The organism is Streptomyces sp. NPDC025721 (assembly GCF_055558595.1).
This window is the reverse complement of record NZ_JBVHMF010000009.1, coordinates 221,664-246,171: the sequence shown is the minus strand read 5'-3', so window position 1 is coordinate 246,171 and position 24,508 is coordinate 221,664. Positions and strand designations below refer to the sequence as shown.

The following is a 24,508-nucleotide window of genomic DNA, read 5'->3' as shown; positions in this document are numbered from 1 at the left end:
CGGTCGTGCGGCAAGATCCACCGGTTGGCTAGGTGGATGCAGGTGGCTGCGGCCATACTGCTGGCTGAGAGCGTGACTTCCGCGGACGCGGTGGTCGGTCCCGGGGGAGGGTGAGTGACGCAGACGCCGACGATGGGCGGGGGTTCGAACGGGCTGAACCGGGCGGGGGTACCGGCGCAGCGCCGCCGGGCCTGGGTGGAACGTACGGATCAGCTCAAGGCCGCCGCCACCACGGAGCCGGGCCGGCTGCGGATCATCGGCGCCGTACTGGCCCTGCTGGTCGTGGCGTTCGGCGCCGTCACGGCCTGGCAGGTCAGCGACCGTACGACGGCCGCGGGCAGCGTGCTCCACCACAGCGGGCCCCTGAGCGCGGACGCGGCGGAGATCTACCGCAGCCTCGCCGACGCCGACGCGACGGTGGCGGGCGGCTTCCTCGTCGGCGGCCAGGAGCCGCGCTCGGTCACCGACCGCTACGACAAGGACATCGACACCGCGGCCGAGCTGATCACGCACGCCGCCGCGAACACGCAAGGGTCCGCGGAGGCGAGCGCGCAGATCTCCTCGCTCAACCAGCAGCTCCCGCGGTACACCAAGCTGGTGGCCACCGCCCAGGCCAACAACCGGCAGGGCCTGCCGCTGGGCGGCGCCTACCTGCGGTTCGCCAACGAGCAGATGCGCAAGCCCGGCGGGCTGCTCGACGCCTCCAAGAAGCTGTACGAGGCGGAGTCGGCGCGGCTGGACGACGACTACTCCGGCGCCAAGGCGCTGCCCTACGCCTCCTGGGCGCTGGGCATCGTGGCGCTCGGCGGCCTGGTGTGGGCGCAGCGCCGCCACTACCGGCGCACCAACCGGGTGTTCAACCACGGCATGCTCGCCGCGTCCGCCGCCTGCGCGGTGGTCCTGCTGTGGCTGGTGGTGGGACACACGGTGGCGCGTACGCAGCTCGACAACTCCGACGCGCACGGCGCGGAGTCGATGAAGGTGCTCAACAGCGCGCGGATCGCGGTGCTCCAGGCCCGCGGCGACGAGAATCTGACGCTGGTGGCCCGCGGTTCCGGCAGCGCGTACGACGCGACGTTCCAGAGCGGCATGGAGACGCTGGCGGGCAAGGACCCCAAGGGCGTGGGCGGTGAGCTGGCGAAGGCGCTGAAGCTGGCCGACAACACGGCGGGCCGCACCCCGGTCGATTCCGCGATCAAGGGTGTGCAGGCGTGGCGCGGCAGGCACGATGTGGCCAGGGCGAGCGACAACAACGGTGACTACGCCACAGCGGTCGCCGAGGTGATCGGCGGCAAGGACAGCAAGGGCAAGACGGTCACGGAGACCACCGGGCAGTGCTTCGACGTGGTCGACTCCAGTCTGGAGAAGGCCGTCGCGCAGGAGCAGCACGAGTTCCAGCAGGCCGCGAGGAACGGCCACGGCGCGCTGTCGCTGCTGCCGTACGGCGCGGCGGTGCTCGCGGTGCTGGCGGCGGCGGGCGCGGTGTTCGGCATCGGGCGCCGCCTGTCGGAGTACCGGTGATGAGCGTGCGGAACGAACCCGGGGTGAGGCGGACTGTGGAAGCGATACGGCCAGGACGCGGCAGGCGGGCCAGGGCCAGGCTGCGCGGCTGGGGCGGAGTCGCGGGGATGGCCTCGGCGTGCGCGCTGGCGCTGAGCGCCGCGCTGCTGCTGCCGTCGGACACCGCTCCCGCCGCCGACGCGGGCAGGACCGCCCCGCGGGCGCCGGTGACGCACGCGCAGTACGCGGCCGACGACGCGTGCGAGAACTCCGCGACGGCCCTGGACCCGGCCACCGGCGCGGTCACGAGCCTCGACCCCGACGGCGGGACGCGGGACGGCGCGGCGGTGGAGCGGATCAGGCGGAACAAGCGGCTGATCGTCGGTGTCGACCAGAACAGCTATCTGTGGGGTTACCGCGACCCGGTCTCCGGTGAGATCACCGGCTTCGACATCGCCATCGTCAAGGCCATCGCGAAGAGCATCCTCGGCGAGAACGCGCAGGTGCAGTACCTGACGATACCGACCGACCAGCGCGTCCCGATGATCCTGACCCACAAGGTCGACATGGTGGTGCGCACGATGAGCATCACGTGTTCCCGGCTGACCGAGAAGGACAAGCAGATCGCCTTCTCCAGCGCCTACTTCATGGCGGGCCAGCAGCTTCTGGCGCCCGAGGGCTCCCCCGTCACCGGCTTCGACGACTCGCTGAGCGGCAAGAAGGTCTGCACCGCGTCCGGTTCGACCGGTGCGACCAAGCTCCAGGCGGACCCGCACGGCGCGAAGATCATGCTGGTGCCGAACCAGCTCGACTGTCTGGTGCGGGTGCAACTCGGCCTCGCGGACGCGGTGTTCACCGACAACGCGCTCGCGGCCGGCCAGGCCGCGCAGGACCCGTCGATGCGGCTGGTCGGCAAACCGGTCACCACCGAGCCGTACGGTGTGGCGATGAACCTGGCGGACACCGACCTGATCCGGCAGGTCAACCAGGTGCTGGCGACGTACAGCGGCGGCGCCGACAGCGAGTGGATGCGGCAGTACCACCGCTGGCTCGGCCAGCACCTGTCCGGGATCACCGGCCCGCCGGAGGCCCACTACAAGTAACGGCGCGACGCAGTCGGGGGCACCAACAGCGCACACGGACAGCGGAAAGAGGGTGTGATGGCGGTCGCTGGACCCACCGGACCGGTCATGGGACGGGAAGAGGTCGACCGTGCCCTGGAGCGGCTCGGCACCGAGCACGAGGCGATCGAGTCCTCGCTGCTCGCCCTCCAGGACCACTCGGGCCGCCGTCTGCTGGAGGGCGCCGAGCTGACCGGGGTCACCAAGGAGCGCTGGGCGGAGACCGACGCGGCGATCACCCTGCTGTGGGCGCATTTCGAGGCGTACACCGAGGCGTTGGACAGCGCGCGTGAGCTGCGGGCCAAGCGCCGCTGGCCGACGCAGACCGAACTGGTCCGGCTGACCGAGCTGCTGCGCGGCGAGGGCGTGACCGTCACCGGGGCCGCCACCCCGGACGCCGCCAGGTCGCTGACCGGCCCGGCGAAACTGACCGAGAAGTTCAGCCTGGAGCAGTTGCTCGCGCGGATGAACGGCTGGTACGACCAGGCCATGGAGACGGTGGCCGCCGCCGACTCCGTGTGGTCGGCGCTGCCCGCCAGGATCGACCTGCTGGCCGCAGAGACCCGGCGGGTCCAGTCGCTGGCGGACTCGGTGGGCGTACGGCCGGGCACGCACCCGGCGGGCGACGAACTGGCCGGTCTGATCGACGACTTGGGCGTGCTGCGCGCCCGTACCGTCTCCGACCCGCTCGCCTTCTGGCGGGCCGCGCCCTCGCCCGGCCGCCCCGACACCGAGCGGTACGAGCAGGCGGGCCGCCAACTGGAGCAGATCCGCCGCGAGGTGGAGGCGGTGCTGCACGTACGGGACGACGCCGAGCACCGGCTGCTGCGGCTGCGTGACGTGCTGTCGCGCGCCGACCGCACGCTGACCGAGGCGCGCAGCGCCCGGGTCGAGGTGCTGTCGAAGATCCTGGCGTCCGACGTGCCCGCGGTCAGCGGCCCGGCGGCGGCGCTGCACGAACAGCTCGCGTCCGCCGAGGCGTTCTGGCGCGGCTCGCAGTGGCACCGGCTGTCCCCGCTGCTGGACGGCCTGGAGGAGCGCGCGGACGAGGAGCTGCTGCGGGCCCGTGACTCGCTGACGGCGGTGACCGCGCCGCTGGCGGTCAGGGCGGAGCTGCGCGGCAGACTGGACGCGTACCGCGCGAAGGTGGCGCGGCTGGGGATGGCCGAGGACCCGCTGCTGATCGAGCGGTACGACCAGGCGCGCCGTCTGCTGTGGAGCGCGCCGTGCGACCTGGCCGCGGCCGAGCGCACCGTGCAGCGGTATCAGCAGGCGGTCGCGGAGGTCACCGTGCCGCGGACGTCGGGGCCGCAGGACAGCAGGGGGCCGGTATGACCGGGACCGCCGGAATGTCGTCGTCGGACGGGACCGTTGCGTACAGGGCGCGCGTGGCGTACGCGCGACAGGGGAAAGGCTGAGGGGGAACACCGTGAGCAAGTGCCAACGGCCCGGTTGCGGCGGGACCTTGGAGGACATGGGAGGCGGCGAGCTGTACTGCGACACCTGCGGCCTCGCACCGCTGCCGGTGGCCGCGCAGGGCGGCGCGGGCCCGGTGGGCGCGGCGGGCTCGGTGCCCGGCGCGCGCGGCGCGGACTCGGGCCGCTCCGGCCGTTCGGTGTCCTCGCAGACCTCGTCGCACTCCTCCTCGCGGTCCTCCAAGTCGTCCTCCCGCGCCTCGCGCCGTTCGGTCTCCGGGCGGCTGTCGCGGTCGCTGAGCGGCACCGCCACCGGCCGTTCGGTGTCGGTGCGCAGCAGCCGCAGTTCCAGCAGCGGCTCCACCCGCGGCAAGCTCGGCGCGGGCCTGGTGTCGGTGCCGACGGTGCCGCGGCCGGACCCGGCCGCCGCGGTGCTGGAGAACCCCGAGGTGCCCGAGCGCAAGCGCTTTTGCAGCAAGGGCGACTGCGGCGCGCCCGTCGGCCGCAGCCGCGGCGACCGCCCCGGCCGTACCGAGGGCTACTGCAGCAAGTGCGGCCACCCGTACTCGTTCTCGCCCAAGCTGCGGCCCGGCGACATCGTGCACGGCCAGTACGACGTGGTGGGCTGCCTGGCGCACGGCGGGCTCGGCTGGATCTACCTGGCGGTGGACCGGGCGGTGTCCGACCGCTGGGTGGTGCTCAAGGGCCTGCTCGACACCGGGGACGAGGACGCGCTGGCCGCGGCCGTCTCCGAGCGGCGCTTCCTCGCCGAGATCGAGCACCCCAACATCGTCCGGATCTACAACTTCGTCGAGCACCTCGACCAGCGCACCGGCACCCTCGACGGGTACATCGTGATGGCGTACGTCGGCGGCAAGTCGATGAAGGAGATCGCCAACGAGCGGCGTACGCCGGACGGCAGGCGCGAGCCGCTGCCGGTCGCGCAGGCCATCGCGTACGCCATCGAGGCGCTGGACGCGCTGGGGCACCTGCACAGCCGCAATCTGCTCTACTGCGACTTCAAGGTCGACAACGCCATCCAGACCGAGGACCGCCTCGAACTCATCGACATGGGCGCCGTGCGGCGGATGGACGACACCGAGTCGGCGATATACGGCACGGTCGGCTACCAGGCGCCCGAGGTCGCCGAGGTCGGCCCCTCGGTCGCCTCCGACCTGTACACGGTGGCGCGGACGCTCGCGGTGCTGACCTTCGACTTCCAGGGCTACACGAACGTCTTCGTGGACAGCCTGCCCGACCCGGGCAACATCGAGGTCTTCTCCCGCTACGAGTCCTTCTACCGGCTGCTGGTCCGCGCGACCGACCCGGACCCGGACAAGCGGTTCTCCTCCGCCGAGGAGATGTCCGACCAGCTCCTGGGCGTGCTGCGCGAGGTCGTCGCCCTGGAGACCGGCCGCCCGCGGCCCGCGCTGTCCACCCTCTTCGGCCCCGAACTGCGCGTGGTGGACACCGAGTTGGTACGGCCGGTGACCGGTGACACCTCGACGCTCGGCGCCGACCGCGCGCTGGAGAAGGCGTCGCGGCGCCGCGACCGGGTCGGCGGCAACGGGTCGGCGCCCGCGCTGCCCGCCGGAAGCATCCCGGCCCAGCCCGCGGGGCTGCCCGCGGTGCCCGGCCCCGGCGCGTACAGCCCGACCGTGATCGGCGCCCCGCTGCCCAACTGGGGCCCGCCGCCCGCCACCAGCCCCACCGTGTCGCGGCTGAACGCGGGCGCGGCCGTACTGGCGCTGCCCGTACCGCATGTCGACCCCGCCGACCCCAACGCGGGCTTCCTGGCCGGGCTTTCGGCCGCGGCCCCGGCCGAGCTGGTGGCGGCGCTGCACTCCGCGCCGCAGGACTCGGTGGAGAAGCGGCTGCGGGAGCTGCGGGCGCGGCTGGAGATGGCCGACCTCGACGGCGCCCAGCAGGTGATGGCGACGCTCGCCGACGCCGAGGACGACGCCATCGACTGGCGGGTGGTGTGGCACCGCGGCCTGGCGGCGCTGTGCACGGGCGACCACGAGACGGCGGCGCTGAGCTTCGACGCGGTCTACGACGCGTTCCCCGGTGAGCCCGCGCCGAAGCTGGCGCTGGGCATCTGCGCCGAGGTGCTGGGGCAGTTGGACAACGCGGCCGAGTACTACCGGCTGGTGTGGACGACCGACCAGAGCTATGTGAGCGCGGCCTTCGGTCTCGGCCGGGTGCTGCTGGCCTCCGGCGACCGGCAGGGCGCGGTACGCGTCCTGGAGTCGGTACCCGAGTCGTCGATCCACTTCACCGCCGCGCGGGTGGCGGCGATCAGGGCCAGGCTGCGGGACAGATCGCCGCAGGAGCCGCTGCTGGCCGACCTCCAGGCGGCCGGGCTCCAGGTCGAGGAGCTGCAACGGCAGGGCCTGGACTCCGACCGGCGCGAGCAGCTCGCCACCGAGGTGCTGGGCAGCGCACTGGACTGGGTGCTGGCGGGCCGTGTCGGGGACCTCCCGGCGGGCGCTCCGGGCGTACCGTCAACAGCCGGACCGCACAAGGCCGTTCTGGGCTCCGCCCTGAACGAGCGGGACCTGCGGTTCGGCCTGGAGCGCTCGTACCGGGTGCTGGCCAGGCTCGCCCAGCAGGGCAGTACGAGGATCGAACTGGTGGAACGCGCCAACCGCTTCCGCCCCCGGACGTGGGTGTAAACGAGATGCCGCCAATGCCCGAGTCGCCGCCTTCCACGACGACGCTGTGCCCCTCCTGTGCGGAGCCGCTGGACGCGGAGGACCGCTTCTGCGAACACTGCGGCGCGGACCTCAGCCTCAGCGCCTCCGGCGCGGACCCGTCAACGGCGGGGTCCGCCGCCTCGCCTTCCGGCGCGGAAGCGCCCGGCGCCGCGGGCGGTCCGGCGGGAGCCGCGCCCTCGTCCGCCGGCCTCGCGGGCACGGACGGCGACCGCCTCGGCTCCACGGCCGCCGCTGCCGGGACCCCCGGTGAAGGGCCCGGCGCCGCTGGCGCTACGGCGGGCGCCGCGCCTTCGGCCGCCGGAGCGGCGAGTGACCGATCGGCAGGCGCCGCGCCTCCGGCCGCCGGAACGGCGGGTACCCGATCGGCAGGCGGCGCGCCTTCGGCTGCCGGAGCGGCGGGCGCGGGCGGCGACCCGCACGGCGGCGCGCGCCCGCAGGCCGCAGGCGGCGGCCAGGAGGGTCAGCTCGGCGGCGGGCACGGCGGCACCGGGCAACCCGGCGGTGGAGCCGAAGGCGAAGGCCCCGCGACCGACGCGTTCCTGCTCGCTCCCCCGCAGGCCGCGGCGCAGCCGGGCGGCGGCGGCGACACGCTCGCGCTCGGGGTGCCGCTGGCCGGTGCGAAGGTGTCGGATCCGCGCGAGGAGGAACCGGCGGAGGAGAACGGCACGGTGTGCGTGGCGTGCGGCCTCGGCGGGGTCGACGCGGACGGGTACTGCGAGCACTGCGGGCATGCCCAGCCGCGCAAACGGGACCACCAGGAGCAGGAGTTGGAGGGCGTGGCCGCGGTGAGCGACCGCGGGCTGCGGCACCACCGCAACGAGGACGCCTTCGCCCTGTCCACGACCTCGCTGCCGGACGGCACCCCGGCGGTCGCCGCGGTGGTCTGCGACGGCGTGTCCACCGCGTACCGCCCGGACGACGCGTCGGCCGCCGCGTCGGTGGCGGGCAACGAGTCGCTGCTGGCCTCGCTGGAGCGCGGCGCCCCCGCCGAGGAGGCCATGCGCGGCGCGCTGATGGCGGCCTTCGACGCGGTGAGCGCGCTCGCCGAGGAGGAGACCCAGGACGGCGTCCCGCACCACAACGCACCGGCCTGCACCTGCGTCAGCGCCGTCGTCACCGGCCCGGTCTTCACCGTCGGCTGGATCGGCGACAGCCGCGCGTACTGGATCCCCGACGACCGCGACCGCCCGTCGGCCCGGCTCACCGAGGACGACTCGTGGGCGGCCAGGATGGTCTCCGCCGGTCTGATGACCGAGGCGGAGGCGTACGCGGACGACCGGGCGCACGCGATCACCGGCTGGCTCGGCGCGGACGCCGTCGAGGTCGACCCGCATGTGGCGGCCTTCCAGCCGGAGAGCCCCGGTGTCATCGTGGTGTGCACCGACGGGCTGTGGAACTACGCGGAGTCGGCCGCCGAGATGGCCGAGGTCGTACCGCCGGACGCCAGGACCCGCCCGCTGCACAGCGCGCGGACGCTGGTCGGGGTGGCGCTGGACGGCGGCGGCCACGACAACGTAACGGTCGCGGTGCTGCCGTTCCCGGCCGCCGTGTCGCGGGCAGGATTCCCACCCGCCCAGGTCACGGAGGGCCTGGGCGGGGCTGTGAACGGGCTTTAAGGAGCGCAGTACCGATGGCCAAATTCTCGAAGTCGAACGTGCCGCAGTTCTCGGTCGACATCTATCAGAACGAGTTCCTTCCCGAGGGCGGCCGCGAGGTCAACGCCATCGTCACCGTGACGTCGACCGGCGGCGGCACCTCGGGCGGGCAGCCGCTGCCGGGTCCGGCGTCCGCCGCCGGGGGCGCGGCGCCCAGCGCGGGCGTGGTGATCATGGTCGACTGCTCGGGCTCGATGGAGTATCCGCCGACGAAGATGCGCAACGCCCGTGACGCCACGGCCGTCGCGATCGACACCATCCGCGACGGCGTCGCCTTCGCGGTGGTCGGCGGCACCCACCAGGCGCGCGAGGTCTACCCGGCCAACGGCACGCTGGCGGTGGCCGATCCGACCACCCGTGCGCAGGCCAAGCAGGCGCTGCGCAAGCTGACGGCGGGCGGCGGCACCGCGATCGGCACCTGGCTGCGGCTGGCCGACCGGCTGCTGGCCAGCACCGACGTGGCCATACGGCACGGCATCCTGCTCACCGACGGCCGCAACGAGCACGAGAAGCCGGAGGACCTTCAGGCCACCCTCGACGCGTGCACGGGCCGTTTCACCTGTGACGCGCGCGGTGTCGGCACCGACTGGGAGGTCAAAGAGCTGACCGGGATCGCCTCGGCGATGCTCGGCTCGGTCGACATCGTCGCCGATCCGGCCGGACTCGCCGCGGACTTCCAGGCGATGATGGAGAACGCGATGGGCAAGGAGGTCGCGGACGTCAGCCTGCGGCTGTGGACCCCGCAGGGCTCCGAGATCGCGTTCGTGAAGCAGGTCGCGCCGACCGTGGAGGACCTGAGCGCGCGGCGCACCGAGGCCGGTCCGCGCGCGGGCGACTACCCGACCGGGTCGTGGGGCGACGAGTCCCGCGACTACCACGTGTGCGTGCGGGTGCCGGTGGCCGGAGTCGGCCAGGAGATGCTGGCGGCGCGGCTGTCGCTGGTGCTGCCGCAGCCGGACGGCACCGTCGAGGTGCTGTCGCAGGGCCTGGTCCGCGCGGTGTGGACGGACGACATGGCCGCCTCCACCCGGATCAACCCGCAGGTCGCCCACTACACCGGGCAGGCGGAGCTGGCGCAGGTCATCCAGCAGGGTCTGGAGGCCCGCAAGTCCGGTGACATGGACGGCGCGACGGCGAAGCTGGGCCGCGCGGTGCAGCTCGCGAGCGCGTCGGGCAACGAGGACACCGCGAAGCTGCTGTCGAAGGTCGTGGACGTGGTCGACGCGGCGAGCGGTACGGTGCGGCTGAAGGCCAGGGTCGCCGACGCGGACGAGATGACCCTGGAGACCCGGTCGACGAAGACCGTGCGTGTGAAGAAGTGACCCGTGCGGTCGCGACATGTGACGACGTAACGTGTGAGGACGTAACCGTCAGCAGCTCGCACGGATTGTGACCCCGCCCCCGGCGGGCGGAGGGGGAGCCAGCACCATGCCGACTTGTCCGAACGGCCATCAGTCCGGGACCGACGACTGGTGCGAGGTCTGCGGGATGCGGATCGCCGTGCCGTCGTCCTCGTACGGGACCCGGCCGCCGTCCTCGTCGGCGTCCGCGTCCGCGTCGGCGTCCAGTTCGCCGGTGTCGACCTCGCCGGGGGCGTCGTCGCGCGGCTACGAGCCGGACGGGCCGGCGGCGCCGGAGGTGTGCCCGCAGTGCGGGACGCCGCGGGAGGGGATGGCGCTGTTCTGCGAGGAGTGCCGTTTCAACTTCCAGACGCACACCTCCACCACATTCGTCGCGCCGCCCGCCCCGCCCGTTCCGCCGCCGACGGCGTCCGGTTTCCCGCCGTATCCGGACTACGGCTCGCAGCGGTCCCGCCCCTCGCAGGTGAACCGGCCGGCGGAGCCGCTGCCGTCGCAGTCGGTGACGTCGGGTTCCGGGGACTTCCTGCTGGACCCGCCGTCCTCGCAGGTGAAGGCGGTGGGGACGGGTCCGGCTCCGGTGGCGGAGCCGGAGGTCTCCGCCGAGCAGCCGCCCGCCGCGCGGCCGACGCCCACCGAGGCGTCGGCGGCTCCGCCCGCGTCCGCCACGCGCCGCCCGATCGAGGGCGGCGGCCCCGAGCACGCGCCGTCCTCGCCGGCGGCGCCTCCGTTCCAGAACCCGTATCTGTCCGGTGAGCAGTCCGGGCCCTCGGTCTCCCCCGGGTCCGGCCACGAGCCGCCCGCGGCGTCCGCCGGTACGGCGTGGGTCGCGGTGATCGGCGCGGACCGGGAGTACTTCACCGCGATGATGGCCCGCAGCGGCCCGGACGCGGAGGGCCTGTACTTCCCCGCGTTCTCGCCGGAGATCCAACTGCCCCTGATCGGCAACCAGATCGCCATCGGACGGCGCCGCCAGAGCACCGGTGAGGCCCCCGACATCGACCTGTCCCGCCCCCCCGGGGACCCGGGCGTCTCCCACCAGCACGCCGTGCTGGTCCAGCAGCCGGACGGCTCCTGGGCGGTGGTCGACCAGGACTCCACCAACGGCACCACGGTCAACCTGGGCGAGGACGCGATCCGCCCGTACACCCCGATCCCGCTCTTCGAGGGCGACCGGGTCCACGTGGGGGCGTGGACGACGATCACCCTCCGCCGGGCGTGACGCGGGTGTCCGGTACGGGAGCGGCCCTGCGCCGCCTCGACCTGGGCCGGTTCGTCCGGCCGGGCTCCGAGACCGCCGACGGGAAGCCGCGGGTGGAGCCCGCGCTCGGCTATCTGGTCGAGCACGACGGCGAACTCCTGCTCTTCGACACCGGGATCGGCACCGCGGACCCCGAGACGGACGCGCACTACCGCCCGTACCGCCGTCCGCTGCCCGACGCGCTCGCCGCGGCGGGGGTGACGACCGCGGACATCGCGCTGGTGGTCAACTGCCATCTGCACTTCGACCACATCGGCGGCAATCCGCTCTTCCCCGGCACTCCGGTGCTGGTGCAGGACGCCGAGCTGGCGGTGGCGCGCGGCGGCGGCCACACGCCCGAGCATCTGGTCGGCTTCCCCGGCGCCCGCTACGAGGAGCTGACCGGTGAGGCGGAGATCCGTCCGGGGCTGTGGATTGTGCCGACGCCTGGTCACACCGTCGGTCACCAGTCGCTGGTGATCCGCAGGCCGGACGGGACGGTGATCCTGGCCGGTCAGACGCACACCTCGGCGTCCGACTTCGCCGCCGCGCAGGGCGCGGTCCTGGCCGCCGCCGACGGTGCGGGAGCGCCGCTGCCCGAGCCCGACCCGTGGGTGGAGCGGCTGCTGGCGTACGACCCGCGGCGGATTCTGTTCGCGCACGACGCGGCGGTCTGGGAGCCGCTGTCCGGCTGAGGGCTTCTCGGCCGCCGCGGCTCACAGCGGCCGGGGGCTTCTCCGGCCGCCGCGGCTCACAGCGGGCAGGGGCTTTTCCGGCCGCCGCGGCTCACAGCGGCCAGCGGTACGGGCCCGCCGGGTCGTCCAGCCAGGTCCACTGGCGGGGGCCGTCGACGGTGAGGCCGAAGCGGGACCTGGCCGGGTGGCCGAGGTCGCGGAAGACGGTGTGCGCGGACTCGGCGAGCGCCCACAGGTCGCGGGGGCCGCTGACGCGGGTCGTGCCGTCGGCGGTGACGCGGGCGGTGGAGCCGTCGGCGGCCAGCAGCCGGGCGGTGCCGGTCCCGGGCGACCAGGTGAGGTCCAGCGGGCCCGCGACGAGGGTGAGCAGGAAGCGGAAGAGGTCGTTGCCGATGATCCGCGGCGGTGTGCGGGTGGCCCGTACCGCCTGCGCCGCGTCGTCGGCGGCGGGCGCAGGGGCCGTCGTGGAGGGGCCGCGCAGCGGGACGAAGAAGGCCGGGGTGGCCAGGAAGTGCCCTTCGGCCTCGGTGGCGCTCCGTACGGTGAGCGCGATCAGCCCGGTCCCGAGGGGCGCGAGGATCCGGGCGCCCGGCCGGCACTGGGCGAGCCAGGCCGCCGGGATCGCGGGCAGTTCGCAGGTCGCGATCACCCGGTCGTACGGGGCGCCGGCCGGGTGGCCGAGCGCGCCGTCGCCGGTGACGACGGTGATGGAGCGGGCGGCGGGTGTGCCGTACGCGGCCAGGTGCGCGCGGGCGGCGGCGGTGATCCGCTCGTCCAGGTCGATGGTGGTGACGGCGTCGGGGCCGAGCCGGTGGGCCAGCAGCGCCGCGTTGTAGCCGGTTCCGGCGCCGATCTCCAGGACGCGGTGGCCGTCCGCCACGTCGAGCGCTTCGCACATCAGGGCCATCAGCGAGGGCTGGCTGCTGGAGGAGAGCAGTTCGCCGTCCACCACGTCGGTGGCGATCGGCCGGTCGGCGTAGCTGCCCGCGAGCCAGCGCAGCCGGTGGCGCGGGTCGGGGTCGGCGGCGGTGAGCCGGTCCTGCCCGCCGCCGTGCGCCGAGCGCTGGTAGTCGGGTACGAACAGGTGGCGCGGCACCTCGGCGAAGGCGGCCCGCCAGGCCGGGTCGGTGAGGCCGCCGCCCGCGACGATGCGGCGGACCATGCGGGTGCGCAGCGCGGAGGCCGCGGCCCGGTACCGCCCGGCCGCGCCCGTACCCGTATCCGCGACCGTAGCTGTATCCGTATCCGTATCCGTATCCGAGGTCGTACCGTCCGCACCCGTGTCCGTACCCTCCGTGCCCGCTTCCGCGTCTGTGTCGGCCATGCCTCCATCGTGCGCCCGCGGGCCCGGTCCTACGACTCCGGTACTCGGCCGGTCCTTCTGCGACCATGGGGGTGTGAATGAGATCCCGCGCGGCACGGTGCAGCAGCAGACGTTCTACGAGCTGGTCGGCGGCGAGGAAACCTTCCGCCGTCTGGTGCACGTCTTCTATCAGGGGGTGGCGGGCGATCCCGAACTGCGGGCGATGTACCCCGAGGAGGATCTCGGCCCGGCGGAGGACCGGCTGCGGCTCTTCCTCATGCAGTACTGGGGCGGTCCCCGCACGTACAGCGACGAGCGCGGCCACCCGCGGCTGCGGATGCGGCACGCGCCCTTCGAGGTGAACAAGGCGGCGCACGACGCGTGGCTGCGCCATATGCGGGCGGCGGTCGACGAGTTGGGCCTTGAACCCGCGCACGAACAGCAGTTGTGGGACTACCTGACGTACGCCGCCGCGTCGATGGTCAACACCCCCGGCTAAAAACGGCCCTGAGCGGAGGAGAATCGTCCGCTCAACGGTCGGTCACGATCGTATTCCGACAACCTCCGGCACCGTTCACCACGCCCTCCCCCTTTGAGACCATCCGGTCAGCGACAGGACGGGGGCTCGCCGGTGACCGGTTTCGTGCTGCTGCGCGTCCGCGCGCACCGGTTGCTGCTCGCCGCCGCGCTGCTCACGGTGGTCCTCACCACCTCCGTGCTGGCCACCTTCACCGCCTTCACCGGCGCGATCGGCGACGCGGCGCTGCGCCGCACCCTCCAGCACCAGGCCGCGGACCGGTCGACGGTCGAGGTGCAGGCATCGGTCAGCGGGCCGACGCGGGACGGGCTGGATTCGGCCGTACGGCGCATCGTGCCCGACGCCTTCGACGGGCTCCCGGCCACGGTCAGGTCGAGCACCAGGTCGGGCCCGTACGGGCTGCCGTTCGCGCTGCGCCCCGCCGGGTCGCCGAAGGGCGGGGACCCGGATCTGACGCTGCTGGCCACCTTCGACCGCTCGCGCGTCACGATCACCGAGGGCGCCTGGCCGACGCCCGCGGCCAAGGGCTCCGCCGAGGTGCGGGTCGCCATGCCGGTGGTCGCGGCCCAGGCGCTCACCGTGCGCACCGGCAGCGTCCTCACGCTCACCGACCGGCTCGGCGGGCCGCCGCTGCGCATCCGCGTGACCGGCCTCTACCGCCCCGCCGACCCCGCCGCGCCGTACTGGCACCTGGACCCGCTGCACGGACGCGGCATCCACACGCTGTCGTTCACCACCTACGGGCCGATGCTCGTGGACGGCGGCACCTTCGGCTCGGGGCGGGTGGCGCCCGCCGAGATGTCCTGGCAGGGCACGGCGGACTTCGGCGGCGTGGGCGTGGGCCGGATGGACGCGCTGGAGCGCAGCGCGAAAGCGGCCGTCGCCGACCTCCATGACGCGAAGCCGACCGGCTCCGCGCAGGTGTCGAGCGAGCTGCCGACACTGCTCGACGGGCTGCGCCGCAGCCTGCTGGTGACCCGTTCGACGCTGCTGATCGGCGCGCTCCAGCTCGTCATCCTGGCGGGCTTCGCACTGCTGCTGGTCGCGCAACTGCTGGCCGAGGAGCGGGCCGGGGAGACCGCGCTGCTGCGGGCCCGCGGCGGCTCCCGCTCGCGGGTGGCCCGGCTGGCGGCCGGGGAGGCGCTGCTGCTGGCGGTGCCCGCCGCGCTGATCGCGCCGCTGCTCGCCGGTCCCGTCACGCGACTCCTGGCGGGGACCGGCGCGCTGGCCCGTACCGGCGTCACACTCGGCGGCGGCAGTGGCGGCGCGGCCTGGCTCGTGGCCGTGTGCGCGGCGCTGGCCTGCGCCTTCGCGGTGATCGTGCCCGCGGTGCGCGGCGGCGGCTCCTTCACGGCCGGGCGCGCGGCACGGTCCCGGCGGGGCGCGCTGCCGGGCGCCCTCCAGGCCGGGGCGGACGTCGGGCTGCTGGTGGTCGCCGGGGTCGCGTACTGGCAGTTGCAGCGCCGGGCGTCCGGCGGCGGCGTGCTGAGCGCCGACGGCGCGGGCGGTCTCGGCGTGGACCCGGTCCTGGTGGCCGCGCCCGCGCTGTGCCTGCTGGCGGGCACGGTGCTGGTGCTGCGGCTGCTGCCGCTGGCGGCCGGGCTCGGTGAGCGGCGGGCGGCGCGCGGTCGCGGGCTCGCGCCGGCCCTGGCGGGCTGGCAGTTCGCCCGCCGTCCGCGACGCGGCGCGAGCGCGGTGCTGCTGCTGGTGCTGGCCGTGGCGATGGGGATGTTCGCGATCGGGCAGGGCGCGAGCTGGGACCGTTCGCAGCGCGACCAGGCGGACTTCACCGTCGGCTCCGACATCAGGGTCACCGGGATGACGACCCCGCCGTTCGGGCAGGCCGGGATCTACGCGAAGGTGCCGGGCATCACCGCGGTGGCCCCCGCGGCCCGCGACGAGGTGCTGCTGACCCAGCAGCGGCACGCGACGGTCCTGGCCATCGACACCGAGCAGGCGGGCAGGGCGATGCGGTTCCGCTCCGACCTCACGGCGGGGCGGCCGGTCGCGGAGCTGCTCGCGCCGCTGAGGGCGGGAGAGAAGGGCGGGGCCGCGGGGAGTGGCGGGGATTCGGGCCGGGCCACTGGGAGCGCCGGGGATTCGGGCCGGGCTGCTGGGGATTCGGGCCGGGCCGCCGGGAGCGCAGGGGATTCGGGCGGGGCCGCTGGGGATTCGGGCGGGTTCGCCGTCCCCGGTGACGCGCGCCGGGTGGAGTTCACCGCCTCACTGCGGGCGGTGGACCGGCACGGCCGCCCGATCGCGTCCGCCAACGGCCCCGACCACCTGACCGCCGCGCTGACGGACGCCACGGGTGTGGTGTACGAGTTCGAGCTGGGCGACCTGCCACCGGACGGCGCCCCGCACCGGCTCACCCTGGACCTGGCCTCTGCGGCGGGCACGGCGGGCGGCGGGCCTGCGGGACCGCTGCGGCTGACCCGGATCGACACCGTCTTCTCGCTGCCGGGCGTGAAAGAGACGCACCGACTGACGATCTCCTCCGCGCGGGTCGTCGGGCCGGACGGCGGCGGCGAGGCGCTGAGCGCGGCGGGTACCGGTACGGAGCGGGGCGCCGCTTCGTGGGACGCGCGGGCGGACTTCGACGACCCGAGCCTGGCGGGCGATCCCGGTGCGGTGCCGCCGTCCGCCGAACCGCCCGTGCTGGCCGGCCCCGCGCTGTTCGGCCTGGAGTACGCCACCGGTTCCACGGAGGTGGTCCCGGACAGCTGGCAGGCGCCGCCGACCGCCACCGTACGCACCCGCGTCGAATCGCTCGTGCCGCCCGAACTCCCGGCCGTCGCCACCGACTCGTACCTCAAGGCGGTCGGCGCGAAGGTCGGCGGCACCGTCCGGCTCCAGCTCAACGGTGTGGACATCGTCGCCCGCGTCACGGCCGCCGTCCGCGCGATCCCCGGCACGGCGGACCGGAGCGCCGCCGCCGCGGACGGTACGCAGGACACGCAGAGCCGTGAGGACCTGGACGCGGGCGCCCTGCTGCTCGATCTCCGGTCCGTCGACCGGCTGTTGGAGTCGCAGGACGCGCGTTCCATGGAGCCCACCGAGTGGTGGCTGGCCACCGGGCCCGGCACGACCGCGCGGGTCGCCGCCGCGTTGCGCGCCCGAACCGACGTCGACGTGGTGCTCGTACGGGACGAGACCGCGGCGGATCTGCGGGCCGATCCGCTGGGCGCGGGACCGCAGTCGGCGCTGCCCGCCGCGGTGATCGCCGCGGCCGTACTGGCCGCGGTCGGCTTCGCGGTCAGCGCGGTCGGCGCGATCAGGGAGCGCAACGGCGAATTCGCGGTGCTGCGCGCCCTGGGCACCCCGCGCCGCCAGTTGGCCCGGATGATCGCCGCGGAACAGGGGACGCTCGTGCTGATCTCGCTCGTCGTGGGCGTGGTGCTGGGCGCGCTGCTGACCCGGCTGATCACCCCGCTGGTCGTGCTCACTTCGCAGGCCGCCCGGCCCGTCCCCGATCTGCTGGTCGAGATGCCCGCGGGGCCGCTGGCCGAACTGCTGGGCGTCGTCCTGATCGCGCCGCTGGTCGTCGTCCTCGCCACCGCGGTGCGCCGCGGCGATCCGGCGGCGGCGCTGCGGCGGCAGGGGGAGGACTGAGATGCCGGACGACAACTCGCGTGAGGGCGGGGGTATTTCGGAGGGCGCGTCGGGGGGTTCTTCGGAACGGGCCTCGGGGCGGCGGGCTCCGGACCGGGCTCGGGAACGGTCCTCGGAGCGGGCTTCGGGGCGGCGGGTTCCGGACCGGGCTTCAGGGCCGGCTTCGGGGCGGGCTTCTGTCGGCACGCCGGTGCCCGGTGCTGACGGTGGCGCGCGCGTGGACACCTCCTGGGTACGGGTCAGGCTGCGGTCCGCGCCCGCCGCCGCGCTCGCGACGGCCGTCCTGGTCCTGGTCACCGCCTTCCTCGCCGCGGCGCTCCCCCGCGCGGTGGACCGCTACGAGGACACCGCGCTGCGGCAGGCCGTCCGGGACGCGGCGCCGATCGACCGCGGTGTCAGCCTGACCGGCCCCTACAGGCCCGAGTTCACGACGACCGAGCTGCTGGACCCCACCGCCGTCGACCATGTGGAGACGGTCTTCCAGCGGATGGCGAAGCCGCCGCTGCGGCTGCGGAAGGACCGGTCCGTCATCGGGGTGCGCGCCTCGGAGGCGCCGGTGCCCGACCAGGGGCTGCCCCGTACCTCCGAACTCTTCCCGGCCGCCAGCCTGGTGGCGCAGGCGGGACTGGCCGGGCACGGGCGCCTGGTCGCCGGGCGGCTGCCGGCTCCCGCGCCGGACGGGGGCGTTCCGGCGCCGCTGTCGGTCGAGGCCGCCGTCACCGTACGCACCGCCGAGGTCATGCGTCTCACGGTCGGTCAGACCGTGCACCTGCACGGCCGCACCGCGACCGCGCTGACCGTCCGGATCTCGGGCATCGTCGCACCCCGTGACCCCGCCGACGACTTCTGGACCGAGAACAGCGACCTGCTGACCCCGCAGCTGTCCGCGCCGCCGACCCCGCCGGGCAGCGAGCCCAAGACGTACTGGCACTTCTCGCTGCTCGTCGACCGTACGGCCGCGCGCTCGATGCCGCTGCTGGGCACGCTGGTGACCCGGTACTGGCACCACCCGCTGGCCACCGACGGCCTGGCCGCGCACGATGTGCCCGCGCTGCAAAGGCAGTTGGCGTCCTTCAACGCGGGGCCCGACTCGGTGGCCCTGCAACAGGCCACCGACCCCGACATCCGGCTCACCGGCGGCCTCGGCACCGTGCTGGACGGCTACTCCGACGACCGGCGGGCGGTGTCGCCGCTGGTGCTGATCGCGGCGGTCGGCGTCGGCACGACGGCGTTCGCGGTGCTGCTGATGGCGGGCGGCCTCGCCGCCGAGCGGCGGCGCGGTGAGATCGCGTTGCTGCGCTCACGCGGCGCCGCCCTGCGCGGCGTCTTCCGGCGGCTGCTCGGCGAGACGACGGCCGCCGCCGTGCCGGGCGGCGCCCTGGGCGTCGCCCTGGCGCTGCTGGCGCTGCCGGCCTCGCGCTACGGCACGTCGCTGCTGCTGGGCGCGGCGGTCACCGCGGTCGCCGCGCTGGCGCTGCCGGTCCGGGCCGTGGCGGCGGCCCGGCGGCCACACGCGGCGGGCCGCGAGGACGTCACCGCTGCCCGGCCGTCGCGCCGCAGACTGGTCGCGGAACTGACCGTCACCGTCCTGGTCGTGGGCGCCGTACTGACCCTGCGGCGGCGCGGCACCGACAGCGGCGGCGACCCGTATCTGGCGGCGGCCCCCGTGCTGGTCGCCGTCGCGGCGGCGCTGGTGCTGCTGCGCCTGTATCCGCTGCCGCTACGGCTGTTGGCGCGCCCCGCGGCCCGGCTGCCCGGCGCGGTCACCCATCTGGGCCTGGCGCGCGCGGGCCGCTCCCCCGCCACCAGCCAACTGCCGCTGCTGGCGCTGCTGGTGGCCCTGACCGTGGCGTCCTTCGGCGGCTCGGTGCTGGCCGGTATCGACCACGGCAGGGACCGGGCGGCGAGCGTCCTGGTCGGCGCGGACGCGCGGGTCGACTCCCGCTTCGGGCTCCCCCGCCAACTGCCCGACGAGGTACGGAAGAAGGTGCCCGGCGTCGGCCGGGTCGTCACCGCCCGCGTCGAGCCGAACAGCCCGACCGCGCCCTTCGGCCAGTCCTACTCGCTCGTGATCGTCGACCCTGCCGCGTACGCGCGACTGACCCACGACATCGGGCTGCCCGCCTTCCCCGCGCGCGCGTTCGACCACGATCCGGGGCGGGGGACGCTGCCCGCCGTGCTCAGCCCCGGTCTCGCCTCGCTGCTCGGCGACGGAACGGCCCGGGTGGACGCCGCCGTCGGCGCCGTCACCGTCAGGACCGCGGCCGTCCTGACCAGCACCCCGGCCGCGCCCGGCGCCGAGTTCGTGATCGTCTCCGCGGCGCAACTGGCCGCCAGACACCCGGACCTGGCCGCGTACAGCCAGTACAGCGGTCCTACGGTGCTGCTGGCGATGAACGCGCCGGGCAGTCACATCGACGGCGGGGCGCTGCGCGCGGTCGCCAAGGAGCCCGCGTCCTTCGTGACGGTGCTGACGCGCGCCGAACAGCGTTCCCGGCTGGGCGACTTCCCCTTGCAGCGCGGCGCGCGCTCGATCTATCTGGCGGCGGTCGCGGCGGGCGCCGCCTTCAGCGCGCTGGCCCTGCTGCTGTCGCTGCTCCAGGCCGCGCCGCAACGGGCCACGCTGCTGGCCAGGTTGCGCACCATGGGCATGACGCGGCGGCAGTCACGGCGGCTGGTCCTGCTGGAGATGCTGCCGCAGACGCTGCTCGCCGCCGTCGGCGGTGTCCTGGTGGGCCTGGCGGTGGTCCCGCTGCTCGGACCGGGCGTCGATCTGCGGGCGCTCACCTTCGGCGGCGGCGAACAGGGCGTGGAACCGGCCGACTTCGGGCTCGGCCTGCGGGCCGATCCATGGTCCCTTGCCCTGCCGTCGGCGGGGCTGCTGATACTGGCCTGTGCGGTGCTGCTGATCCAGGTGTGGGTGAGCGGACGGCGGCGGGAGAGCGCGGAGTTGAGAGTGGGGGACCGGGTATGACGAGCGAAGCGGGCGGCGAGGTGCGCGGAGCGGTGCCGGGTCCGGTGACGGGACCTGACCGCGCTCCCGTCAGCAGTCTCGCGGATCTGGAGCGGGCGGTCGCCGAGCGGCGGGAGCGGCCCGCGTACGGCAAGGACGCGCTGATCAGTTGTGACCGGCTGGTGCGGATCTTCACCGCGGACGGGGTGGAGGTGCAGGCCCTCCAGGGGCTCGATCTGCTCGTCGGGAAGGGCGAGTTGATGGCCCTGGTCGGCGCGTCGGGCAGCGGGAAGTCCACGCTGCTCAACATCCTGGCCGGGCTCGACGTGCCGACCGCGGGCGCCGCGTCCGTCGGCGGCTACGACCTGCTGGCGATGGACGCCGCGTCGCGGCTGCGGTACCGCAGGGAGGTGGTGGGGTTCGTCTGGCAGCAGACCGGCCGCAATCTGCTGCCGTACCTCACCGCCGCGCAGAACGTCGTCCTGCCGATGCAGCTCGCCGGCCGCACCGGCGGGCTGCGCACGAAGCGGCAGCGCACCGCGCGGGCCACCGAACTGCTCGGCATGCTCGGCGTCGGCTACTGCCACGACCGGCACCCCGGCCAGATGTCCGGCGGCGAGCAGCAGCGCGCCGCCATCGCCGTCGCCCTGGCGAACAGCCCGTCCGTCGTCCTCGCCGACGAGCCCACCGGCGAACTCGACTCCGCCACCGCCGAGCAGGTCTTCACCTCTTTCCGCACCGCCAATGAGGAGTTGGGCACCACGGTCGTGGTCGTCACCCACGACCACGCCGTCGCCAACGCCGTCCGCCGCACCGTCGCCATCCGCGACGGCCGTACCGCATCCGAGGTCGTCCGCCACACCGAGGTCGACGAACACGGCCAGGAGTCCGTCGTGGCCCGCGAATACGCCACCGTCGACCGCGCCGGCCGCCTCCAACTCCCCCGCGACTACACCGACTCCCTCTCCATCCGCTCCCGCGTCCTCCTCGAACTCGAACCCGACCACATCTCCCTCTGGCCCGACCCCTCCCAACCCCCTCAGCGGACGGAGGAGCCCCAGGACGGCTGACGGTCACCCACACCCGCACACGCGACGGGGAGCACCAATGGGGGCCGAACGCGGCACGGCCCGCCCCGACGGCGGGTGGGGCCCGCGGGCGGCACCCGCAGGGGTGGAAGCATCTGCACGGGTGGGCGGGTGGGAAAAAGAGGGTCAGGCCCTAGGCCGGAGTGACGGTCAGACCGGAGGCCGGCGCGGCAGCGCGTACGGCCACGGAACCGAGCGCGGTGCGCAGCCGCAGCCAGGGCCCGGCCGACAGAAGCACGGCGTCCTCGGCTCCCCGCAGAAACCCGAGGGCATGGGCGGCGTGCACCGCCCGCAAGGGCAAGCCGGTACCGGGAAGCGGCCGAGCCCACAACTCCTCGGCGAGCGCGTCGAGTCCGGCCCGCGTACGCCCGGCCTCGCCCAACTCCTCCGTACGCGTACGGAATTCCCCGATCACACGGGCGGCAGCCGCCCGCACGGCGTCACCGTCGACCTCGGTGACCCGAAGCCAGCCGCCGCGCGGCGGCAGCAGCCCGGCCCAGGAGGGCCCGGTGACGGACCCGGGCAGCACCAACTCGCCCCCCTCCGGCGGAGGCACGGCGTCGAGGAGCTGCCCGGCCGACACGGTCGCGTCGACCGACGCCCCGACCCCGTCCTCGGCCAGCGCCGCGGTGCGGACCGCGAGGACGCCCCCGAAGGGCGGGTGGCCGAAGACCCCGAGGGCGGCCTCCCCTTCGGCGGACCTGAGCCGTACGACCGCCGCCTTGTCCCAGCGGATCAGCCGGCCGAGGAAGGCGGCCAGATCGGCCGCCTCCCCCGCTCGCGCCAGCGTCAGCGTCGACCGCGCGGGAGCGGTCATACGGTGACGGCCCCGTCCAGATACCGCTGGAGGAACAGCTTCTCCTCCGCGGTGATCCGCCGCGGCCGTCCGGCGGCGAGGTTGTACGGGACGACGACCGTGGAGGCCCGCACGTACACCGTCTCGCCGTCCTTGACCTCGTAGTGGACGGTCAGCGACGCCGCGCTGATGTCCGAGACCCACGTCTCGACGGTGACCGGCTCGTGCCGGTGCACCAGCGGACGCAGGTAGTCGATCTCGTGGCGGGCCACGACGGACCCGCCGGTGAACGACACGCTTCCCTCGCCCGGCGCCAGCCGGAACATGAAGTCGATCCGCGCCTCTTCCAGATACCGCAGGAAGACCACGTTGTTGACGTGCCCGAAGGCGTCCATGTCCGCCCAGCGCAGCGGGCAGAGGAAGATGTGCCGTGCCATCACAGATACCGTGCCCTCAGCCGCGGGTCAGCTTCTTGTACGTGGCGCGGTGCGGCCGGGCCGCGTCGGCGCCGAGCCGCTCCACCTTGTTCTTCTCGTACGACTCGAAGTTGCCCTCGAACCAGTACCAGCGGCTCTCGCCCTCGTACGCCAGGATGTGCGTCGCCACCCGGTCGAGGAACCACCGGTCGTGGGAGATCACGACGGCCGCGCCGGGGAACTCCAGCAGGGCGTTCTCCAGCGACGACAGGGTCTCGACGTCGAGGTCGTTGGTGGGCTCGTCGAGGAGCAGCAGATTGCCGCCCTCCTTGAGGGTGAGCGCCAGGTTGAGGCGGTTGCGCTCACCGCCGGAGAGCACGCCCGCGGGCTTCTGCTGGTCCGGGCCCTTGAAGCCGAAGGCCGAGACGTAGGCGCGGGACGGCATTTCGACCTGGCCGACGTTGATGTAGTCCAGCTCGTCGGAGACGACGGCCCACAGCGTCTTCTTGGGGTCGATGTTGGCGCGGCTCTGGTCGACGTAGGAGATCTTGACCGTCTCGCCGACCTTGATGGAGCCGGAGTCCGGGGTCTCCAGGCCCTGGATCATCTTGAACAGCGTGGTCTTGCCCGCGCCGTTCGGGCCGATGACGCCGACGATGCCGTTGCGCGGGAGCGTGAACGACAGGTCGTCGATCAGCACCTTGTCGCCGAACGCCTTGGAGAGGTTGTTGACCTCGACCACGATGGATCCCAGGCGCGGGCCCGGCGGGATCTGGATCTCCTCGAAGTCCAGCTTCCGCACCTTGTCGGCCTCGGCGGCCATTTCCTCGTAACGGGCCAGGCGGGCCTTGGACTTCACCTGACGGCCCTTGGCGTTGGAGCGGACCCACTCCAGCTCTTCCTTGAGGCGCTTGGCGCGCTTGGCGTCCTTCTGCCCCTCGACCTTCAGGCGGGCCGCCTTCTTCTCCAGGTACGTGGAGTAGTTGCCCTCGTAGGGGTGCGCCCGGCCGCGGTCCAGCTCCAGGATCCACTGGGCCACGTTGTCCAGGAAGTACCGGTCGTGGGTGACGGCGACGACGGTGCCGGCGTACTGCGCCAGGTGCTGCTCCAGCCAGTTCACCGACTCGGCGTCCAGGTGGTTGGTGGGCTCGTCGAGGAGCAGCAGGTCGGGCGCTTCGAGCAGCAGCTTGCAGAGCGCGACGCGGCGCTTCTCGCCGCCGGAGAGCGTGGTGACCTGCCAGTCGCCGGGCGGGCAGCCCAGCGCGTCCATGGCCTGTTCGAGCTGCGCGTCCAGGTCCCAGCCGTTGGCGTGGTCGAGCTGCTCCTGGAGCTTGCCCATCTCGTCCAGCAGCGCGTCGGAGTAGTCGGTCGCCATCAGCTCGGCGATCTCGTTGAACCGCGTGAGCTTCGCCATGGTGTCGGCGGCGCCGTCCTGCACGTTCTCCAGCACGGTCTTGGACTCGTCGAGCTGCGGCTCCTGGAGCAGCATCCCCACCGAGAAGCCGGGCGACAGGAACGCGTCACCGTTCGACGGCTGCTCCAGGCCCGCCATGATCTTCAGGACGGTCGACTTACCGGCGCCGTTCGGCCCGACGACGCCGATCTTCGCTCCCGGCAGGAAGCTCAGCGTCACGTCGTCGAGGATCACCTTGTCGCCGTGGGCCTTGCGGGCCTTGCGCATGGTGTAAATGAACTCAGCCAAGAGAAACCGTCCGGCAATCGAGTAGGGCCACAGTGCGGCACCGCCGCGTGAGGGCAGATACACCCCATCTTGCCGTACGTCCACCCATCCGTGCGAACGGGTCCCTCCCCCGCCCCCGCCCGGCGGCCGCCCGGCGCTTGGCCTCCCGGTGGGTCAGCACGACGCCGCCCAGTATCAGCACGCTGACGAAGAAGGTTCTGACCACGTGTACGTCGTGTACGTCTCGCGTGCCTGCTGAGCGCCGGCGGAAGCCGATCTTCGCGCGAGCGTCGCGGTAGGCGGCGCGGACCGGACGGGGGCGGGTGTGGGGGGGGGGGGGGGGGGGGGGGGGGGGGGGGGGGGGGGGGCGGGGGGGGGGGGGGGGGGGGGGGAGGGGGGGGGGGGGGGGGGTTGTGTGTG

16 protein-coding genes are annotated in these 24,508 nt (G+C 74.1%); 12 read left to right on the top strand and 4 right to left on the bottom strand.

The window, feature by feature from the left end; genetic code table 11:
• The first annotated feature begins 114 nt into the window (after positions 1–114).
• The 8 genes from ACZ4EF_RS16020 to ACZ4EF_RS15985 all read left to right on the top strand — a co-directional run bounded on the left by ACZ4EF_RS16020 (position 115) and on the right by ACZ4EF_RS15985 (position 11,701).
• The gene (locus ACZ4EF_RS16020) at positions 115–1,521 is read left to right on the top strand and encodes a hypothetical protein (RefSeq protein WP_467504935.1); all 1,407 of its coding nucleotides are present in this window, start codon (positions 115–117) and stop codon (positions 1,519–1,521) included.
• Between the two features lie 107 nt (positions 1,522–1,628).
• Complete coding sequence (locus ACZ4EF_RS16015; protein ID WP_402712350.1) at positions 1,629–2,603, top strand: glutamate ABC transporter substrate-binding protein; 975 nt, start codon at positions 1,629–1,631, stop codon at positions 2,601–2,603.
• Positions 2,604–2,660: 57 nt separating this feature from the next.
• The gene (locus tag ACZ4EF_RS16010) at positions 2,661–3,956 is read left to right on the top strand and encodes a hypothetical protein (protein WP_355337161.1); all 1,296 of its coding nucleotides are present in this window, start codon (positions 2,661–2,663) and stop codon (positions 3,954–3,956) included.
• Positions 3,957–4,095: 139 nt separating this feature from the next.
• Positions 4,096–6,711, top strand: coding sequence for a serine/threonine-protein kinase (locus ACZ4EF_RS16005; RefSeq protein WP_355337159.1), 2,616 nt, complete (start codon positions 4,096–4,098; stop codon positions 6,709–6,711).
• A gap of 14 nt (positions 6,712–6,725) precedes the next feature.
• On the top strand, positions 6,726–8,369 hold the full coding sequence (locus tag ACZ4EF_RS16000; RefSeq protein ID WP_467504933.1) for a PP2C family serine/threonine-protein phosphatase: 1,644 nt from the start codon (positions 6,726–6,728) through the stop codon (positions 8,367–8,369).
• Positions 8,370–8,383: 14 nt separating this feature from the next.
• A complete protein-coding gene (locus ACZ4EF_RS15995; RefSeq protein WP_355337155.1) occupies positions 8,384–9,730 on the top strand; it encodes a vWA domain-containing protein in 1,347 nt (448 codons plus the stop codon).
• Between the two features lie 106 nt (positions 9,731–9,836).
• Positions 9,837–10,988: an FHA domain-containing protein gene (locus ACZ4EF_RS15990; RefSeq protein WP_467504930.1), complete on the top strand. Its 1,152-nt coding sequence runs from the start codon at positions 9,837–9,839 to the stop codon at positions 10,986–10,988.
• Positions 10,985–11,701, top strand: a complete 717-nt coding sequence (locus ACZ4EF_RS15985) for an N-acyl homoserine lactonase family protein (protein ID WP_467504928.1) — start codon at positions 10,985–10,987, stop codon at positions 11,699–11,701. The genes ACZ4EF_RS15990 and ACZ4EF_RS15985 overlap by 4 nt, the downstream gene beginning before the upstream one ends.
• Before the next feature lie 91 nt (positions 11,702–11,792).
• Here ACZ4EF_RS15985 and ACZ4EF_RS15980 read toward each other — a convergent pair whose 3' ends face one another.
• Entirely contained in the window at positions 11,793–12,863 is a 1,071-nt protein-coding gene (locus ACZ4EF_RS15980) for a methyltransferase domain-containing protein (protein WP_467504972.1), read from the bottom strand.
• Positions 12,864–13,098: 235 nt separating this feature from the next.
• Here ACZ4EF_RS15980 and ACZ4EF_RS15975 point away from each other — a divergent pair, with 235 nt between their 5' ends.
• The 4 genes from ACZ4EF_RS15975 to ACZ4EF_RS15960 all read left to right on the top strand — a co-directional run bounded on the left by ACZ4EF_RS15975 (position 13,099) and on the right by ACZ4EF_RS15960 (position 21,177).
• The gene (locus ACZ4EF_RS15975; RefSeq protein ID WP_355337149.1) at positions 13,099–13,503 is read left to right on the top strand and encodes a globin; all 405 of its coding nucleotides are present in this window, start codon (positions 13,099–13,101) and stop codon (positions 13,501–13,503) included.
• Positions 13,504–13,635: 132 nt separating this feature from the next.
• Positions 13,636–17,154 (top strand): ABC transporter permease, encoded by a 3,519-nt coding sequence (locus ACZ4EF_RS15970; RefSeq protein ID WP_467504926.1) that lies wholly within the window; start codon positions 13,636–13,638, stop codon positions 17,152–17,154.
• A 217-nt stretch (positions 17,155–17,371) separates the two neighbouring features.
• Positions 17,372–20,128, top strand: a complete 2,757-nt coding sequence (locus tag ACZ4EF_RS15965) for an FtsX-like permease family protein (protein WP_467504925.1) — start codon at positions 17,372–17,374, stop codon at positions 20,126–20,128.
• A complete protein-coding gene (locus ACZ4EF_RS15960) occupies positions 20,125–21,177 on the top strand; it encodes an ABC transporter ATP-binding protein (protein ID WP_467504924.1) in 1,053 nt (350 codons plus the stop codon). Before ACZ4EF_RS15965 ends, ACZ4EF_RS15960 begins: the two co-directional genes overlap by 4 nt.
• Positions 21,178–21,328: 151 nt before the next feature.
• Here the strand turns inward: ACZ4EF_RS15960 and ACZ4EF_RS15955 are convergent, their stop codons facing one another.
• Genes ACZ4EF_RS15955 through ettA form a run of 3 tightly spaced genes read right to left on the bottom strand, consistent with a single transcriptional unit; the run spans position 21,329 to position 24,109 of the window.
• Positions 21,329–22,012, bottom strand: coding sequence for a DUF8010 domain-containing protein (locus ACZ4EF_RS15955; protein WP_467347201.1), 684 nt, complete (start codon positions 22,010–22,012; stop codon positions 21,329–21,331).
• On the bottom strand, positions 22,009–22,428 hold the full coding sequence (locus ACZ4EF_RS15950; protein ID WP_355337139.1) for an acyl-CoA thioesterase: 420 nt from the start codon (positions 22,426–22,428) through the stop codon (positions 22,009–22,011). Before ACZ4EF_RS15950 ends, ACZ4EF_RS15955 begins: the two co-directional genes overlap by 4 nt.
• A 16-nt stretch (positions 22,429–22,444) precedes the next feature.
• Positions 22,445–24,109, bottom strand: a complete 1,665-nt coding sequence (ettA, locus tag ACZ4EF_RS15945) for an energy-dependent translational throttle protein EttA (protein WP_355337137.1) — start codon at positions 24,107–24,109, stop codon at positions 22,445–22,447.
• Positions 24,110–24,508 lie beyond the last annotated feature (399 nt).

Coding starts and splice junctions, on each gene's coding strand:
- ACZ4EF_RS15960 (WP_467504924.1), top strand. CDS start 20,125: ATGACGAGCGAAGCGGGCGGCGAGGTGCGCGGAGCGGTGCCGGGTCCG.
- ACZ4EF_RS15980 (WP_467504972.1), bottom strand. CDS start 12,863: ATGGTCCGCCGCATCGTCGCGGGCGGCGGCCTCACCGACCCGGCCTGG.
- ACZ4EF_RS15990 (WP_467504930.1), top strand. CDS start 9,837: ATGCCGACTTGTCCGAACGGCCATCAGTCCGGGACCGACGACTGGTGC.
- ACZ4EF_RS16010 (WP_355337161.1), top strand. CDS start 2,661: ATGGCGGTCGCTGGACCCACCGGACCGGTCATGGGACGGGAAGAGGTC.
- ACZ4EF_RS15950 (WP_355337139.1), bottom strand. CDS start 22,428: ATGGCACGGCACATCTTCCTCTGCCCGCTGCGCTGGGCGGACATGGAC.
- ACZ4EF_RS15955 (WP_467347201.1), bottom strand. CDS start 22,012: ATGACCGCTCCCGCGCGGTCGACGCTGACGCTGGCGCGAGCGGGGGAG.
- ACZ4EF_RS16015 (WP_402712350.1), top strand. CDS start 1,629: ATGGCCTCGGCGTGCGCGCTGGCGCTGAGCGCCGCGCTGCTGCTGCCG.
- ACZ4EF_RS16000 (WP_467504933.1), top strand. CDS start 6,726: ATGCCCGAGTCGCCGCCTTCCACGACGACGCTGTGCCCCTCCTGTGCG.
- ACZ4EF_RS15995 (WP_355337155.1), top strand. CDS start 8,384: ATGGCCAAATTCTCGAAGTCGAACGTGCCGCAGTTCTCGGTCGACATC.
- ACZ4EF_RS16005 (WP_355337159.1), top strand. CDS start 4,096: ATGGGAGGCGGCGAGCTGTACTGCGACACCTGCGGCCTCGCACCGCTG.